This window comes from Streptomyces sp. NBC_01304, from assembly GCF_035975855.1.
Taxonomy (GTDB): domain Bacteria; phylum Actinomycetota; class Actinomycetes; order Streptomycetales; family Streptomycetaceae; genus Streptomyces.
Genome location: NZ_CP109055.1, coordinates 4,788,929 through 4,802,801 on the forward strand (window position 1 = coordinate 4,788,929; position 13,873 = coordinate 4,802,801).

Sequence of the window (13,873 nt, forward strand, 5' to 3'; positions counted from 1 at the left end):
TGACGGTCTTGAGGATCGACGAATACGTATACGGCAAGGAACCGCGCGGACGGCCCGTACGGGCAGACCGCGCGGAAAGTAGCAAGTGCACGCCACCTTACCGGCGACCGTGCCCCCCTTGGAACGACCAACCGGGGATGCCCCATATGTGAGGCATCCCCGGTGGGGTCGTTCAAGTCAACAAGCTCAGATGAGCTCGGTGACGGTGCCGCCTGCGGCAGCAATCTTCTCCTTGGCGGAGCCGGAAACGGCGTCAACCGAAACCTGCAGCGCCACGGTGATCTCGCCCTGGCCCAGGACCTTGACGAGGCTGTTCTTGCGAACAGCACCCTTCTCGACCAGACCCTCGACCGTGACCTCGCCACCCTCGGGGTAGAGCGCGGCCAGCTTGTCGAGGTTCACGACCTGGAACTCGGTCTTGAACGGGTTCTTGAAGCCCTTGAGCTTCGGGAGACGCATGTGGAGGGGCATCTGCCCGCCCTCGAAGCGCTCCGGAACCTGGTAACGGGCCTTGGTGCCCTTGGTACCACGACCAGCAGTCTTACCCTTGGACGCCTCACCACGACCCACACGGGTCTTGGCGGTCTTGGCGCCCGGGGCAGGACGGAGGTTGTGGACCTTCAGCGGGTTGTTCTCCGCCATCTCAGACCTCCTCAACCGACACGAGGTGGCGGACGGTGTGCACCATTCCGCGGAACTCGGGACGGTCCTCCTTGACGACCTGCGTGTTGATTCCCTTGAGACCAAGGGAACGCAGGGTGTCGCGGTGGTTCTGCTTGCTACCGATGTACGACTTCACCTGCGTGATCTTGAGCTGTGCCATTACGCACCAGCCCCGGCACGCGCACGGAGAAGAGCCGCGGGAGCGACGTCCTCGAGGGGCAGACCACGGCGAGCCGCGATCTCCTCGGGACGCTGCAGGCCCTTGAGGGCCGCCACGGTCGCGTGCACGATGTTGATCGCGTTGTCGGAGCCCAGGGACTTCGACAGGATGTCGTGAACGCCGGCGCACTCGAGCACGGCACGCACCGGGCCACCGGCGATAACGCCGGTACCGGGGGAAGCAGGCTTCAGCAGGACGACGCCCGCAGCCTTCTCACCCTGGATCGGGTGCGGAATGGTGCCCTGGATACGCGGGACCTTGAAGAAGTTCTTCTTGGCCTCTTCAACGCCCTTGGCGATGGCCGCGGGAACTTCCTTGGCCTTGCCGTATCCGACACCGACGGTGCCGTCACCATCGCCTACCACGACCAGCGCGGTAAAGCTGAAGCGACGACCACCCTTCACAACCTTGGCAACGCGGTTGATCGCGACAACGCGCTCAACGTAGGCGGTCTTCTCGGCGGCAGATGCGCCACCGTCGCGACCCTTCCGGTCCCGCCGCTCGCCGCCACCGGCACCGCTTCCGCGGCGCTGGGGTCCAGCCATTGGAATTACCTCTCTCTGTTTCCGCTAGCTACGGAACCGACTCAGAACTTGAGTCCGGCTTCGCGGGCGGCGTCCGCCAGGGCGGCGATGCGCCCGGCGTACTGGTTGCCACCACGGTCGAATACGACAGCCTCGACGCCGGCAGCCTTGGCACGCTCGGCGACCAGGGCACCGACCTGCTTGGCCTGCGCGGACTTGTCGCCCTCGCCACCGCGGATCGTCGTGTCCAGGGTGGACGCCGACGCCAGGGTGTGACCCTTAACGTCGTCGATCACCTGGGCGATGATGTTGCGGTTGGAGCGCGTCACGACCAGGCGCGGACGCTCGGCCGTACCCGAGATGTGCTTACGGATCCGGATGTGACGACGCTTGATGGCAGCACGCTTGTAAGCGTCGCCCTTAGCAATCTTGACACCGTATGCCATGGCTTACTTACCCGCCTTTCCGACCTTGCGGCGGATGACTTCGCCTTCGTACTTGACGCCCTTGGCCTTGTACGGGTCGGGCTTGCGCAGCTTGCGGATGTTGGCCGCAACCTCGCCGACCTTCTGCTTGTCGATGCCCTCGACAGACAGCTTGGTGGGCGACTCGACCTTGAACGAGATGCCCTCGGGCGCCTCGACCATGATCGGGTGGCTGTAGCCGAGCGAGAACTCCAGGTTGGAGCCCTTCGCCAGGACGCGGTAACCGACACCGCTGATTTCGAGCTTCTTCACGTAACCCTCGGTCACGCCGGTGATCATGTTCGCCACCAGCGTGCGGGACAGGCCGTGCAGGGCCTTGTTCTGACGCTCGTCGTTGGGACGGGTGACGTTCACGACGCCGTTCTCGTCCTTACCAACCTCGATCGGCGCGACCACGGTGTGGGAAAGGGTGCCCTTGGGACCCTTGACCGAGACCGTACGGCCGTCGATGGTGACGTCCACGCCGGCGGGAACCGTGATGGGGAGCTTGCCAATACGCGACATTAGCTATTCCTCCGTTCCCGACTACCAGACGTAGGCGAGGACTTCCCCACCTACGCCCTTCTTGCCTGCCTGCTGGCCGGTCAGGAGACCGTGGGACGTGGAGATGATCGCCACGCCCAGGCCACCGAGGACCTTCGGCAGGTTGGTGGACTTCGCGTACACGCGCAGACCCGGCTTCGAAATCCGCTTGATGCCCGCAATGGAGCGCTCACGGTTCGGTCCGAACTTCAGCTCGAGAACGAGGTTCTTGCCGACTTCGGCATCCTCGGTCTTCCAGCCGGTGATGAAGCCCTCCTGCTGGAGGATCTCCGCGATGTGCGACTTGATCTTGCTGTGCGGCATCGCCACGGTGTCGTGGTACGCCGAGTTCGCGTTACGCAGACGAGTCAGCATGTCCGCGATCGGATCAGTCATGGTCATGAATTGGCCTTCGGCCTCTCTCGCCGGGGTTTCCTGTATGCGCCATCCCTCTCCCCACTCAGTGGCGGGACGGGTGCGGTGCGGGGACCTACGGCGTAGTAAGTCGGTATGGACGGCGGGCGCCCAACCCCACAAGCCTACGGCATGTGAGGGAGGGCCCCGCCAACCAAATACTTACCGAGAGCGTCCGGTAATGCCCTGAATTACAGGGATTACCAGGAGCTCTTGGTCACGCCCGGCAGCTCGCCACGGTGAGCCATCTCACGAAGGCACACGCGGCAAAGGCCGAACTTGCGGTACACGGAGTGCGGGCGGCCACAACGCTGGCAGCGGGTGTAGGCGCGCACACCGAACTTGGGCTTACGAGCAGCCTTGGCAATAAGAGCCTTCTTCGCCATCTCGCTTACGCCTCCTTGAACGGGAAGCCGAGGTGACGAAGGAGCGCGCGGCCCTCAGCGTCGTTGGTCGCCGTGGTGACCACGGTGATGTCCATACCCCGGACGCGGTCGATCTTGTCCTGGTCGATCTCGTGGAACATGACCTGCTCGGTGAGACCGAAGGTGTAGTTGCCACGGCCGTCGAACTGCTTCGGGGAGAGACCACGGAAGTCGCGGATGCGCGGAAGCGCGAGCGACAGGGTGCGGTCCAGGAACTCCCACATGCGGTCGCCACGGAGGGTGACGTGCGCACCGATCGGCTGGCCCTCACGCAGCTTGAACTGCGCGATGGACTTGCGGGCCTTGGTGATGGCCGGCTTCTGACCGGTGATCGTGGTCAGGTCACGGACGGCACCGTCCATGAGCTTCGAGTCACGGGCGGCGTCGCCGACACCCATGTTGACCACGATCTTGACGAGACCGGGGATCTGCATGACGTTCTCGTACGAGAACTCCTCACGCAGCTTGCCCGCGATCTCCTCGCGGTACTTCGTCTTGAGACGCGGAGTCGTGGTGGTAGCCATCAGATGTCCTCACCCGTCCGCTTGGCAACGCGAACCTTGTTGCCCTCGTCGTCGAAGCGGTAACCGACGCGCGTGACAACCTTGTTGCCGTCCTTCTCAACGACCAGCTGGACGTTGGAGACGTGGACGGGCGCCTCGGTCGTGACGATGCCACCAGCCTGCGAACCGCTGGCGGTCGGGCCGGCCTTCGTGTGCTTCTTGACCCGGTTGACACCCTCGACCAGGACGCGGTCCTCGCGGGGGAAGGCCGCGATGACCTTGCCCTGCTTGCCCTTGTCCTTACCGGTGATGACCTGTACCAGGTCGCCCTTCTTGATCTTCATGCTTACAGCACCTCCGGCGCGAGCGAGATGATCTTCATGAACTTCTTCTCGCGCAGCTCACGGCCCACCGGGCCGAAGATACGGGTGCCGCGAGGGTCGCCGTCGTTCTTCAGAATGACGGCGGCGTTCTCGTCGAAGCGGATGTACGAGCCGTCCGGACGGCGGCGCTCCTTGACGGTGCGAACGATGACCGCCTTGACGACGTCACCCTTCTTCACGTTGCCGCCGGGGATCGCGTCCTTGACGGTGGCGACGATGACGTCGCCGATGCCCGCGTAGCGGCGACCCGAGCCACCGAGAACACGGATGCAAAGGATTTCCTTCGCACCGGTGTTATCGGCGATCTTGAGCCGCGACTCCTGCTGGATCACGTCTATCTCCTGATCGTCTGCCGGTTCCCGGCAGGGGCCTTCCTCTTACGAGGGGCCCCTGCCGAGCCTGGCGGAACTGTCCTGCGGGATACCCCGCAGGAATTACTTGGCCTTCTCGAGGATCTCGACGATGCGCCAACGCTTGGTCGAGGACAGCGGACGCGTCTCCATGATGATGACGCGGTCGCCGACGCCGGCAGCGTTCTGCTCGTCGTGCGCCTTGAGCTTGTTCGTACGGCGGATGACCTTGCCGTACAGCGCGTGCTTGACGCGGTCCTCGACAGCGACGACGACGGTCTTGTCCATCTTGTCGCTGACGACGAGACCCTCACGGGTCTTGCGGAAGCCGCGGGCGGCAGTCTCTTCAGTCACAGTCTTCTCGCTCATCAGGCGTTCTCCACCGTCTCGATGCCGAGCTCACGCTCACGCATGAGGGTGTAGACCCGGGCGATGTCCTTGCGGACGGCCTTGAGCCGGCCGTGGTTCTCGAGCTGTCCCGTCGCCGCCTGGAAGCGGAGGTTGAACAGCTCTTCCTTGGCCTCACGAAGCTTGGCGACAAGCTCCTCGTTGCCGAGCTCACGGAGCTCGGACGCCTTGGTACCGGCCGACATCACACTTCACCTGCCTCGCGCTTAACGATCTTGCACTTCATCGGCAGCTTGTGAGCCGCACGAGTCAGCGCCTCACGCGCGGTCTTCTCGTTGGGGTACGACAGCTCGAACATCACGCGTCCGGGCTTGACGTTGGCGACCCACCACTCCGGGGAACCCTTACCGGAACCCATGCGGGTCTCGGCAGGCTTCTTGGTGAGGGGGCGGTCCGGGTAAATGTTGATCCAGACCTTGCCGCCACGCTTGATGTGACGCGTCATGGCGATACGAGCGGCCTCGATCTGACGGTTCGTCACGTACGCCGGCGTGAGGGCCTGAATGCCGTACTCGCCGAACGCAACCTGCGTGCCACCCTTGGACATACCGCTGCGCTTCGGGTGGTGCTGCTTGCGGTGCTTGACCCTACGGGGGATCAGCATTTCGGTCAGGCCTCCGTTCCGGTGCTCTCAGCCGGAGCGGCAGCGGCGGCGGGAGCCTCGGCCTTGGGGGCCTCGGCAGCCGGCGCGGACTGCTGCTGCGGCTTGCGGCCGCGGCCGCCACGCTCGCCACCACGGCCACCACGGGCCGGACGGTCGTTGCCGCCACCACGGGCCGGGCGGTTACCCGCACGGGCCGCAGCGTTCTCGGCGCGGACCTCGGCGATGTTCTTGACGTCGCCCTTGTAGATCCAGACCTTCACGCCGATACGGCCGAAGGTCGTCTTGGCCTCGAAGAAGCCGTAGTCGACGTTCGCACGGAGCGTGTGCAGGGGCACACGGCCCTCGCGGTAGAACTCCGAGCGGGACATCTCGGCGCCGCCGAGACGGCCACCACACTGGATCTTGATGCCCTTGGCGCCGGCCTTCATGGCGGACTGCATGCTCTTACGCATGGCCCGACGGAAGGAGACGCGGGAGGACAGCTGCTCCGCAACGGCCTGAGCAACCAGCTGAGCGTCGGTCTCGGGGTTCTTGACCTCGAGGATGTTCAGCTGGACCTGCTTGCCCGTGAGCTTCTCGAGGTCACCGCGGATGCGGTCGGCCTCGGCGCCACGGCGGCCGATGACGATGCCGGGACGCGCGGTGTGGATGTCCACACGCACACGGTCACGGGTGCGCTCGATCTCAACCTTCGAGATGCCGGCGCGCTCCATGCCGGACGTCATCATCCGACGGATGGCGACGTCTTCCTTGACGTAGTCCTTGTACAGCTTGTCGGCGTACCACCGGGACTTGAAGTCCGTGGTGATGCCGAGCCGGAACCCGTGCGGGTTTACCTTCTGGCCCATTACCGGGTTCCTTCCTTGCTGCTGACGACCACGGTGATGTGGCTGGTCCGCTTACGGATCCGGTAGGCACGGCCCTGAGCACGCGGACGGAACCGCTTCAGGGTCGGACCCTCGTCCACAAACGCCTCACTGATGAACAGCGAAGAAGCGTCCGGGTGGTCGTAGTTGTGTGCAGCGTTGGCGATGGCGCTGTCCAGCACCTTGCCAACCGGCACGCTCGCGGCCTGCGGGGCGAAGCGCAGGACCGCCTGAGCCTCCGTGGCATCCATGCCACGGATGAGGTCCACCACTCGGCGGGCCTTCATGGGCGTGACGCGGATGTACCGCGCCTGGGCCCTGGCTTCCATGGTTGTCCCTTCGGTGTCGTTCATAGTCTTCGCACCCCGCCTTAGCGGCGCTTCGACTTGCGGTCGTCCTTGACGTGGCCGCGGAAGGTGCGGGTCGGCGCAAACTCGCCGAGCTTGTGGCCGACCATCGACTCGGTGACGAACACCGGGATGTGGATCTTGCCATTGTGCACCGCGATGGTGTGTCCCAGCATGGCCGGGATGATCATCGAGCGCCGGGACCAGGTCTTGATGACGTTCTTGGTGCCTGCTTCGTTCTGTACGTCCACCTTCTTGATCAGGTGGTCGTCGACGAAGGGCCCCTTCTTGAGACTGCGCGGCATCTAAACCCGCTCCTAGCGCTTCTTGTTCGACTTGCGGCGGCGGACGATGTACTTGTTGCTCGCCTTGTTGCGATCACGAGTACGACCCTCCTTCTTGCCCCACGGCGAGACCGGGTGACGTCCACCGGAGGTCTTGCCTTCACCACCACCGTGCGGGTGGTCGACCGGGTTCATCACGACACCACGCACGGTCGGGCGGACGCCCTTCCAGCGCATGCGGCCGGCCTTGCCCCAGTTGATGTTCGACTGCTCGGCGTTGCCGACCTCGCCAACAGTGGCGCGGCAGCGGACGTCGACCAGACGGATCTCACCGGACGGCATACGAAGGTGCGCCATGGCGCCTTCCTTCGCGAGCAGCTGCACGGAGGCACCCGCGGAGCGGGCGAACTTCGCGCCGCCGCCGGGCCGCAGCTCGATGGCGTGGATGGTCGTACCGACCGGGATGTTGCGCAGCGCCAGGTTGTTGCCGGGCTTGATGTCGGCCGTGGGGCCGTTCTCAATCCGGTCACCCTGCGACAGTCCGCGGGGGGCGATGATGTAACGCTTCTCGCCGTCCGCGTAGTGCAGCAGCGCGATGCGCGCGGTGCGGTTGGGGTCGTACTCGATGTGCGCGACCTTCGCCGGCACGCCGTCCTTGTCGTGACGACGGAAGTCGATCACTCGGTAGGCGCGCTTGTGGCCACCGCCCTGGTGGCGGACGGTCACACGACCGGTGTTGTTACGGCCGCCCTTGCTGTGCAGCGGGCGGACCAGCGACTTCTCCGGCGTGGACCGCGTGATCTCGACGAAGTCGGCGACGCTGGAGCCACGACGGCCCGGCGTAGTCGGCTTGTACTTGCGGATTCCCATTTCTCAGTCCTCGTCCGATATTCGGACCAGGGCGCTCCGTTAGGAGGCCTGGCCGAAGATGTCGATACGGTCGCCCTCAGCGAGGGTCACGATGGCGCGCTTGGTGTCGGCACGCTTGCCGAAACCGGTGCGCGTACGCTTCCGCTTGCCCTGACGGTTGATCGTGTTGACCCCGGTGACCTTGACCTTGAAGACCGCCTCGACGGCCTGCTTGATCTGCGTCTTGTTGGAGCCGGGCGCGACGATGAACGTGTACTTGTTCTCGTCGAGCAGCGCGTAGCTCTTCTCCGAGACAACCGGCTTGACGAGGATGTCGCGCGGGTCCGAGAAGGTCTTGCTGGTAACGGTGGCCTCAGACATCAGCCCTCGCTCCCTTCGGTCTCAGCGGCCTGGGGGCCAGCGACGAAGGAGTCGAAGGCGGCCTTGGTGAAGACCACGTCGTCCGAAACGAGCACGTCGTACGTGTTCAGCTGGCCCGGCTCCAGGATGTGCACCTGGGGCAGGTTGCGAGCGGACAGCAGCGACGCCTCGTCCTCGCGGGAGATGACCAGGAGCAGGTTCTTGCGCTCGCTGACCTTGCCCAGGAGGGTCTTGGCGGCCTTGGTGGAGATGTCGCCCTCGACCACGCCGGACACGACGTGGATGCGGTTGTGACGGGCCCGGTCGGTGAGGGCGTGGCGCAGGGCCGCGGCCTTCATCTTCTTCGGGGTCCGCTGCGAGTAGTCACGCGGCTGAGGGCCGTGGACCACGCCACCGCCGGCGAACTGCGGCGCACGGGTAGAACCCTGGCGCGCGCGGCCGGTGCCCTTCTGGCGGTAAGGCTTCTTGCCACCACCACGGACTTCGCCGCGGGTCTTGGTCTTGTGCGTGCCCTGTCGGGCAGCGGCCAGCTGGGCGACAACGACCTGGTGGATCAGCGGGATGCTGATCTTCTCGACGTCGAAGATCTCCGCGGGGAGCTCGACCGTCCCGGCCTTGTCGCCTGCCGGCGAAAGGATGTCAATGGTGCTCATCGGTTCCTCAAACCCCCTTGGCCGCAGTGCGGACCAGGACGAGGCCACCGTTCGGACCGGGAACTGCGCCCTTGATCAGGAGCAGGCCCTTCTCCGCGTCAACGGCGTGAACGGTCAGGTTCTGGGTGGTGACCCGCTCGTTGCCCATGCGACCCGCCATGCGCATGCCCTTGAAGACACGGCCGGGGGTGGCACAGCCACCGATGGAACCGGGCATACGGTGCACACGGTGGGCACCGTGGGACGCCTTGCCACCCTTGAAGTTGTGGCGCTTCATGACACCGGCGAAGCCCTTGCCCTTGCTCTTGCCCGTGACGTCAACCTTGACGCCGGACTCGAACACCTCGGCAGTGATCTCCTGGCCCAGCGTGTACTCGCTGGCACCGGAGGTACGGAGCTCCACCAGGTGGCGGCGCGGGGTCACGTCGGCCTTGGCGAAGTGACCCTTGAGGGGCTTGTTCACCTTGCGCGGGTCGATCTCGCCGAAGGCGATCTGGACCGACTCGTAGCCGTCGATGTCGTTCGTACGGACCTGGGTAACGACGCAGGGCCCGGCCTTGACAACGGTCACCGGGACGACACGGTTGTTCTCGTCCCAGACCTGGGTCATGCCGAGCTTCTCGCCCAGGACGCCCTTGATCTGCTTTGCCATCTTCTCGACGCCTCTCAGAGCTTGATCTCGATGTCAACGCCGGCCGGAAGGTCCAGGCGCATCAGCGAGTCAACGGTCTTGGGGGTCGGGTCGAGGATGTCGATCAGGCGCTTGTGCGTGCGCATCTCGAAGTGCTCGCGCGAGTCCTTGTACTTGTGCGGCGACTTGATGACGCAGTACACGTTCTTCTCAGTGGGCAGCGGCACCGGGCCCGCGACCGACGCACCAGTACGCGTCACCGTCTCGACGATCTTCTTCGCCGAGGAATCGATGACCTCGTGGTCGTAGGCCTTGAGCCGGATGCGGATCTTCTGTCCCGCCATGGCTACTAGTAGTCCTGTCTCTCGAAACGCTCTGGAACCCGGGGGTTCTCTTGACTCTTCCTCCGACCCACGCGGTCGGGCGTGTCGCAGTCCCGTCGACATGAATATCCCGAAGGATTTCCCTGCTAGGGGGCTGCGGCCTGCAATGACCGCGGGTCCGGGGGGAAGAACACCCACCGGGTGCCTGGAAGAGGCACCCCGCTGACACTTCCCGGAAGATTCCCGTACGTCCGCCCCAGCGCTGCCTTACGGCAGATGGGGCGACGAGTACTGTGGGACTCGCTTCCGGTCCTCCCGGCGGGAGGCGCGCAGCATCGGCACTCAACCGAGCAACCTGGACAGTGTGCCATATGGGTTGCGTCGGGCGCCAATCGGGCCCGGAAGCGTACCCCTCGGGCGGGCCTTGTCAAACCCGCAACGAGGCCACGAAGGCCGAAGCCCCCGCACACACGAGGTGTACGGGGGCTTCAGTTTGAGCTGTAGCTCACAGAGCTACCAGGTCAGGACCTAGATCAGGCGTTGATCTTGGTGACCTGGCCGGCGCCGACGGTCCGGCCACCCTCACGGATGGCGAACTTCAGGCCCTCTTCCATCGCGACGGGCTGGATGAGGTTGACGGTCATCTCGGTGTTGTCACCGGGCATGACCATCTCGGTGCCCTCGGGGAGGGTCACAACACCGGTCACGTCAGTCGTACGGAAGTAGAACTGCGGACGGTAGTTGTTGAAGAACGGCGTGTGACGGCCGCCCTCGTCCTTGGACAGGATGTACGCCTGCGCCTCGAACTCGGTGTGCGGGGTGACCGAACCCGGCTTGATGATGACCTGGCCGCGCTCGACGTCCTCGCGCTTGATGCCACGGAGGAGCAGACCGACGTTCTCACCGGCCTGGCCCTCGTCGAGCAGCTTGCGGAACATCTCGATGCCGGTGACCGTGGTGGTGGTCTTCTCGGTCTTGATGCCGATGATGTCGACGGTCTCGTTGACCTTGAGGACACCACGCTCGATACGACCGGTGACGACGGTGCCACGACCGGTGATCGTGAAGACGTCCTCGATCGGCATCAGGAACGGCTTGTCGACGTCACGCTCGGGCTGCGGGATGTTCTCGTCGACGGCCTTCATCAGGTCGAGGACGGTCTGGCCCCACTCCTTGTCGCCCTCAAGGGCCTTGAGCGCCGAGACCTTGACGACCGGAAGGTCGTCGCCCGGGAACTCGTACTCGGAGAGAAGCTCACGAACCTCGAGCTCGACGAGCTCCAGGATCTCCTCGTCGTCCACCATGTCGGCCTTGTTCAGGGCGACAACGATGTAGGGAACGCCGACCTGGCGGGCCAGGAGCACGTGCTCCTTGGTCTGCGGCATCGGGCCGTCGGTGGCGGCAACCACGAGGATCGCGCCGTCCATCTGCGCGGCACCCGTGATCATGTTCTTGATGTAGTCCGCGTGACCGGGGCAGTCGACGTGGGCGTAGTGACGCGCCTCGGTCTGGTACTCGACGTGCGCGATCGAGATCGTGATACCGCGCTGGCGCTCCTCAGGAGCCTTGTCGATCTGGTCGAAGGCCGAGGCCTCGTTCAGGTCCGGGTACGCGTCATGCAGCACCTTGGTAATGGCGGCCGTGAGGGTCGTCTTACCGTGGTCGATGTGACCGATGGTGCCGATGTTGACGTGCGGCTTAGTCCGCTCGAACTTCGCCTTCGCCACTGGGTCCTCCTGTGGAGTGGTTCTGGTACGCCTTACTCATCGGCGCCAGGTGATCTTTGCTGGGATGCCGGGGCCCGGGGCACTCCGTCACGGAATCGGACGGAATGCCCCAGCAGGCTCCGGTGACAAGCCTAAAGCGTGAACTCGGTTGAGTTACTCGCCCTTGGCCTTCGCGATGATCTCCTCGGCGACGTTCCGGGGAACCTCGGCGTAGGAGTCGAACTGCATCGAGTAGCTTGCGCGACCCGAGGTCTTGCTGCGGAGGTCTCCGACGTAGCCGAACATCTCCGAAAGCGGCACGAGGCCCTTCACGACGCGGGCGCCGCTGCGCTCCTCCATGGCCTGAATCTGGCCACGGCGGGAGTTGATGTCGCCGATGACGTCGCCCATGTAGTCCTCGGGCGTGGTGACCTCAACGGACATCATCGGCTCGAGCAGAACGGGGCTTGCCTTGCGCGCGGCCTCCTTGAAGGCCTGCGAACCGGCGATCTTGAACGCGAGCTCGGAGGAGTCGACCTCGTGGTAGCCACCATCGAGAAGCGTGACGCGGACGCCCGTCATCTCGTAGCCGGCCAGGATGCCGAACTGCATGGCCTCCTGCGCACCGGCGTCCACCGACGGGATGTACTCCCGCGGGATACGGCCACCGGTGACCTTGTTCACGAACTCGTACGAGGCGTCGCCGCCCTCGATCGGCTCGATCGCGATCTGCACCTTGGCGAACTGACCGGTACCACCGGTCTGCTTCTTGTGGGTGTAGTCGTGACGCTCGACGGCCTTGCGGATCGTCTCGCGGTAAGCGACCTGAGGCTTGCCGACGTTGGCCTCGACCTTGAACTCGCGACGCATGCGGTCGACGAGGACGTCGAGGTGAAGCTCGCCCATACCACCGATGATGGTCTGGCCGGTCTCCTCGTCCGAGTGGACCTGGAAGGAGGGGTCCTCCTCCGCGAGACGCTGGATGGCAACACCCAGCTTCTCCTGGTCACCCTTGGACTTGGGCTCGATCGCGACCTGAATGACCGGCGCCGGGAAGTCCATGGACTCCAGGATGACCGGGTTCTTGTCGTCGCACAGCGTCTCACCGGTGGTGGTCTGCTTCAGGCCCATGACGGCGACGATGTCGCCGGCGCCCACCGACTCGATCTCCTCACGCTTGTTCGCGTGCATGCGGTAGATCTTGCCGATGCGCTCCTTCTTGCCCTTGACGGAGTTCAGCACCGCGGTGCCGGCCTCCAGGCGACCGGAGTAGATCCGGATGAAGGTGAGCTTGCCCAGGTGCGGGTCGCTCGCGATCTTGAACGCGAGGGCGGCCAGCGGCTCGTCCTCCGACGGCTTGCGCGAGACGACCTTCTCCGGGTCCTTCACGTCGTGGCCCTCGATGGCCTCGACGTCCAGGGGAGACGGCAGGTAGCGCACGACCGCGTCGAGCAGGGGCTGAACGCCCTTGTTCTTGAACGCGGTACCGCAGAACACGGGGGTGACGGTGGTCTCGCCACCCTTGCCCGAGGCGATGGTGATACGACGGATCGCGGCGTACAGCTGCTCCACCGAGGGCTCCTGGCCCTCAAGGTACAGCTCCATGATCTCTTCGTCGTTCTCCGCGACGGCCTCGAGCAGCTTGCCGCGGTACTCCTCGGCAGCCTCGGTGTGCGTGGCGGGGATGTCGACGGTGTCGTAGGCCTCGCCCTTGGCGGCCTCGGCCGACCAGACGTACGCCTTCATCGTGACGAGGTCGACGACACCCTGGAAGTCGGCCTCGGCACCGATGGGCAGCTGCATCACGATCGGGGTCGCGCCGAGGCGGTCCACGATCATGTCGACGCAGCGGTGGAACTCAGCACCGGTGCGGTCGAGCTTGTTGACGAAGCAGATGCGCGGAACGCCGTAGCGGTCCGCCTGACGCCAGACAGTCTCGGACTGCGGCTCGACGCCGGCCACGCCGTCGAACACCGTCACAGCGCCGTCGAGCACACGCAGGGAGCGCTCCACCTCAACGGTGAAGTCGACGTGCCCGGGGGTGTCGATGATGTTGATCGTGTGGTCGACGTCCTCGAGCGGCCAGTGGCAGGTCGTCGCGGCGGACGTAATCGTGATGCCGCGCTCCTGCTCCTGCTCCATCCAGTCCATCGTGGCAGCGCCGTCGTGGACTTCACCGATCTTGTACGAAACGCCGGTGTAGAACAGGATCCGCTCGGTGGTGGTCGTCTTGCCCGCGTCGATGTGAGCCATGATGCCGATGTTGCGCACCTTGGCCAGGTCAAGCGAAGTGGTAGCCATATCGGCTCAGTCTTCTCTCGGTCTCGATGTG

Annotated in this window: 23 protein-coding genes; all 23 read right to left on the reverse strand. The window is 64.9% G+C overall.

The features are described from left to right. Positions 1-186 precede the first annotated feature (186 nt). Complete coding sequence (rplO, locus tag OG430_RS20915; protein ID WP_327354079.1) at positions 187-642, reverse strand: 50S ribosomal protein L15; 456 nt, start codon at positions 640-642, stop codon at positions 187-189. 1 nt (position 643) lies between these two features. Further along, positions 644-823: a 50S ribosomal protein L30 gene (gene rpmD / locus OG430_RS20920; RefSeq protein ID WP_327354080.1), complete on the reverse strand. Its 180-nt coding sequence runs from the start codon at positions 821-823 to the stop codon at positions 644-646. Then, positions 823-1,428, reverse strand: a complete 606-nt coding sequence (rpsE, locus tag OG430_RS20925; RefSeq protein WP_096625060.1) for a 30S ribosomal protein S5 — start codon at positions 1,426-1,428, stop codon at positions 823-825. Before rpsE ends, rpmD begins: the two co-directional genes overlap by 1 nt. Positions 1,429-1,469: 41 nt before the next feature. Beyond that, the gene (gene rplR, locus OG430_RS20930; protein WP_327354082.1) at positions 1,470-1,853 is read right to left on the reverse strand and encodes a 50S ribosomal protein L18; all 384 of its coding nucleotides are present in this window, start codon (positions 1,851-1,853) and stop codon (positions 1,470-1,472) included. 3 nt (positions 1,854-1,856) lie between these two features. Next, positions 1,857-2,396, reverse strand: a complete 540-nt coding sequence (gene rplF / locus OG430_RS20935) for a 50S ribosomal protein L6 (protein ID WP_327354083.1) — start codon at positions 2,394-2,396, stop codon at positions 1,857-1,859. A gap of 21 nt (positions 2,397-2,417) precedes the next feature. Then, positions 2,418-2,816: a 30S ribosomal protein S8 gene (gene rpsH, locus OG430_RS20940; protein ID WP_030221010.1), complete on the reverse strand. Its 399-nt coding sequence runs from the start codon at positions 2,814-2,816 to the stop codon at positions 2,418-2,420. 212 nt (positions 2,817-3,028) lie between these two features. Beyond that, positions 3,029-3,214, reverse strand: coding sequence for a type Z 30S ribosomal protein S14 (locus tag OG430_RS20945; protein ID WP_003956452.1), 186 nt, complete (start codon positions 3,212-3,214; stop codon positions 3,029-3,031). 5 nt (positions 3,215-3,219) lie between these two features. Continuing rightward, a complete protein-coding gene (gene rplE, locus OG430_RS20950) occupies positions 3,220-3,777 on the reverse strand; it encodes a 50S ribosomal protein L5 (RefSeq protein ID WP_020132628.1) in 558 nt (185 codons plus the stop codon). Beyond that, entirely contained in the window at positions 3,777-4,100 is a 324-nt protein-coding gene (gene rplX, locus OG430_RS20955; protein ID WP_100594879.1) for a 50S ribosomal protein L24, read from the reverse strand. Before rplX ends, rplE begins: the two co-directional genes overlap by 1 nt. Before the next feature lie 2 nt (positions 4,101-4,102). Next, the gene (gene rplN / locus OG430_RS20960; protein WP_327354084.1) at positions 4,103-4,471 is read right to left on the reverse strand and encodes a 50S ribosomal protein L14; all 369 of its coding nucleotides are present in this window, start codon (positions 4,469-4,471) and stop codon (positions 4,103-4,105) included. Between the two features lie 102 nt (positions 4,472-4,573). Continuing rightward, on the reverse strand, positions 4,574-4,858 hold the full coding sequence (gene rpsQ, locus OG430_RS20965; RefSeq protein WP_327354085.1) for a 30S ribosomal protein S17: 285 nt from the start codon (positions 4,856-4,858) through the stop codon (positions 4,574-4,576). Further along, positions 4,858-5,082: a 50S ribosomal protein L29 gene (rpmC, locus tag OG430_RS20970; RefSeq protein WP_161692945.1), complete on the reverse strand. Its 225-nt coding sequence runs from the start codon at positions 5,080-5,082 to the stop codon at positions 4,858-4,860. Before rpmC ends, rpsQ begins: the two co-directional genes overlap by 1 nt. After that, the gene (rplP, locus tag OG430_RS20975; protein ID WP_327354086.1) at positions 5,082-5,501 is read right to left on the reverse strand and encodes a 50S ribosomal protein L16; all 420 of its coding nucleotides are present in this window, start codon (positions 5,499-5,501) and stop codon (positions 5,082-5,084) included. The genes rpmC and rplP overlap by 1 nt, the downstream gene beginning before the upstream one ends. A gap of 5 nt (positions 5,502-5,506) precedes the next feature. Beyond that, positions 5,507-6,349: a 30S ribosomal protein S3 gene (rpsC, locus tag OG430_RS20980; RefSeq protein ID WP_327354087.1), complete on the reverse strand. Its 843-nt coding sequence runs from the start codon at positions 6,347-6,349 to the stop codon at positions 5,507-5,509. Continuing rightward, positions 6,349-6,696 (reverse strand): 50S ribosomal protein L22, encoded by a 348-nt coding sequence (rplV, locus tag OG430_RS20985; RefSeq protein WP_111663849.1) that lies wholly within the window; start codon positions 6,694-6,696, stop codon positions 6,349-6,351. Before rplV ends, rpsC begins: the two co-directional genes overlap by 1 nt. Positions 6,697-6,737: 41 nt before the next feature. Next, on the reverse strand, positions 6,738-7,019 hold the full coding sequence (gene rpsS, locus OG430_RS20990; protein WP_327354088.1) for a 30S ribosomal protein S19: 282 nt from the start codon (positions 7,017-7,019) through the stop codon (positions 6,738-6,740). 12 nt (positions 7,020-7,031) lie between these two features. After that, positions 7,032-7,868 (reverse strand): 50S ribosomal protein L2, encoded by an 837-nt coding sequence (gene rplB, locus OG430_RS20995; RefSeq protein WP_327354089.1) that lies wholly within the window; start codon positions 7,866-7,868, stop codon positions 7,032-7,034. Positions 7,869-7,907: 39 nt separating this feature from the next. Beyond that, positions 7,908-8,228, reverse strand: a complete 321-nt coding sequence (gene rplW, locus OG430_RS21000; protein ID WP_327354090.1) for a 50S ribosomal protein L23 — start codon at positions 8,226-8,228, stop codon at positions 7,908-7,910. Then, positions 8,228-8,881, reverse strand: coding sequence for a 50S ribosomal protein L4 (gene rplD, locus OG430_RS21005; RefSeq protein WP_327354091.1), 654 nt, complete (start codon positions 8,879-8,881; stop codon positions 8,228-8,230). Before rplD ends, rplW begins: the two co-directional genes overlap by 1 nt. Before the next feature lie 7 nt (positions 8,882-8,888). After that, the gene (gene rplC, locus OG430_RS21010) at positions 8,889-9,533 is read right to left on the reverse strand and encodes a 50S ribosomal protein L3 (RefSeq protein WP_327354092.1); all 645 of its coding nucleotides are present in this window, start codon (positions 9,531-9,533) and stop codon (positions 8,889-8,891) included. 14 nt (positions 9,534-9,547) lie between these two features. Beyond that, positions 9,548-9,856 (reverse strand): 30S ribosomal protein S10, encoded by a 309-nt coding sequence (rpsJ, locus tag OG430_RS21015; protein WP_003948644.1) that lies wholly within the window; start codon positions 9,854-9,856, stop codon positions 9,548-9,550. 512 nt (positions 9,857-10,368) lie between these two features. After that, positions 10,369-11,562, reverse strand: a complete 1,194-nt coding sequence (tuf, locus tag OG430_RS21020) for an elongation factor Tu (RefSeq protein ID WP_327354093.1) — start codon at positions 11,560-11,562, stop codon at positions 10,369-10,371. Between the two features lie 153 nt (positions 11,563-11,715). Further along, on the reverse strand, positions 11,716-13,842 hold the full coding sequence (gene fusA / locus OG430_RS21025; protein WP_327354094.1) for an elongation factor G: 2,127 nt from the start codon (positions 13,840-13,842) through the stop codon (positions 11,716-11,718). Positions 13,843-13,873: the final 31 nt, after the last annotated feature.

Coding starts and splice junctions, on each gene's coding strand:
- rplO (WP_327354079.1), bottom strand. CDS start 642: ATGGCGGAGAACAACCCGCTGAAGGTCCACAACCTCCGTCCTGCCCCG.
- rpmD (WP_327354080.1), bottom strand. CDS start 823: ATGGCACAGCTCAAGATCACGCAGGTGAAGTCGTACATCGGTAGCAAG.
- rpsE (WP_096625060.1), bottom strand. CDS start 1,428: ATGGCTGGACCCCAGCGCCGCGGAAGCGGTGCCGGTGGCGGCGAGCGG.
- rplR (WP_327354082.1), bottom strand. CDS start 1,853: ATGGCATACGGTGTCAAGATTGCTAAGGGCGACGCTTACAAGCGTGCT.
- rplF (WP_327354083.1), bottom strand. CDS start 2,396: ATGTCGCGTATTGGCAAGCTCCCCATCACGGTTCCCGCCGGCGTGGAC.
- rpsH (WP_030221010.1), bottom strand. CDS start 2,816: ATGACCATGACTGATCCGATCGCGGACATGCTGACTCGTCTGCGTAAC.
- OG430_RS20945 (WP_003956452.1), bottom strand. CDS start 3,214: ATGGCGAAGAAGGCTCTTATTGCCAAGGCTGCTCGTAAGCCCAAGTTC.
- rplE (WP_020132628.1), bottom strand. CDS start 3,777: ATGGCTACCACCACGACTCCGCGTCTCAAGACGAAGTACCGCGAGGAG.
- rplX (WP_100594879.1), bottom strand. CDS start 4,100: ATGAAGATCAAGAAGGGCGACCTGGTACAGGTCATCACCGGTAAGGAC.
- rpsQ (WP_327354085.1), bottom strand. CDS start 4,858: ATGAGCGAGAAGACTGTGACTGAAGAGACTGCCGCCCGCGGCTTCCGC.
- rpmC (WP_161692945.1), bottom strand. CDS start 5,082: ATGTCGGCCGGTACCAAGGCGTCCGAGCTCCGTGAGCTCGGCAACGAG.
- rplP (WP_327354086.1), bottom strand. CDS start 5,501: ATGCTGATCCCCCGTAGGGTCAAGCACCGCAAGCAGCACCACCCGAAG.
- rpsC (WP_327354087.1), bottom strand. CDS start 6,349: ATGGGCCAGAAGGTAAACCCGCACGGGTTCCGGCTCGGCATCACCACG.
- rplV (WP_111663849.1), bottom strand. CDS start 6,696: ATGGAAGCCAGGGCCCAGGCGCGGTACATCCGCGTCACGCCCATGAAG.
- rpsS (WP_327354088.1), bottom strand. CDS start 7,019: ATGCCGCGCAGTCTCAAGAAGGGGCCCTTCGTCGACGACCACCTGATC.
- rplB (WP_327354089.1), bottom strand. CDS start 7,868: ATGGGAATCCGCAAGTACAAGCCGACTACGCCGGGCCGTCGTGGCTCC.
- rplW (WP_327354090.1), bottom strand. CDS start 8,228: ATGTCTGAGGCCACCGTTACCAGCAAGACCTTCTCGGACCCGCGCGAC.
- rplD (WP_327354091.1), bottom strand. CDS start 8,881: ATGAGCACCATTGACATCCTTTCGCCGGCAGGCGACAAGGCCGGGACG.
- rplC (WP_327354092.1), bottom strand. CDS start 9,533: ATGGCAAAGCAGATCAAGGGCGTCCTGGGCGAGAAGCTCGGCATGACC.
- rpsJ (WP_003948644.1), bottom strand. CDS start 9,856: ATGGCGGGACAGAAGATCCGCATCCGGCTCAAGGCCTACGACCACGAG.
- fusA (WP_327354094.1), bottom strand. CDS start 13,842: ATGGCTACCACTTCGCTTGACCTGGCCAAGGTGCGCAACATCGGCATC.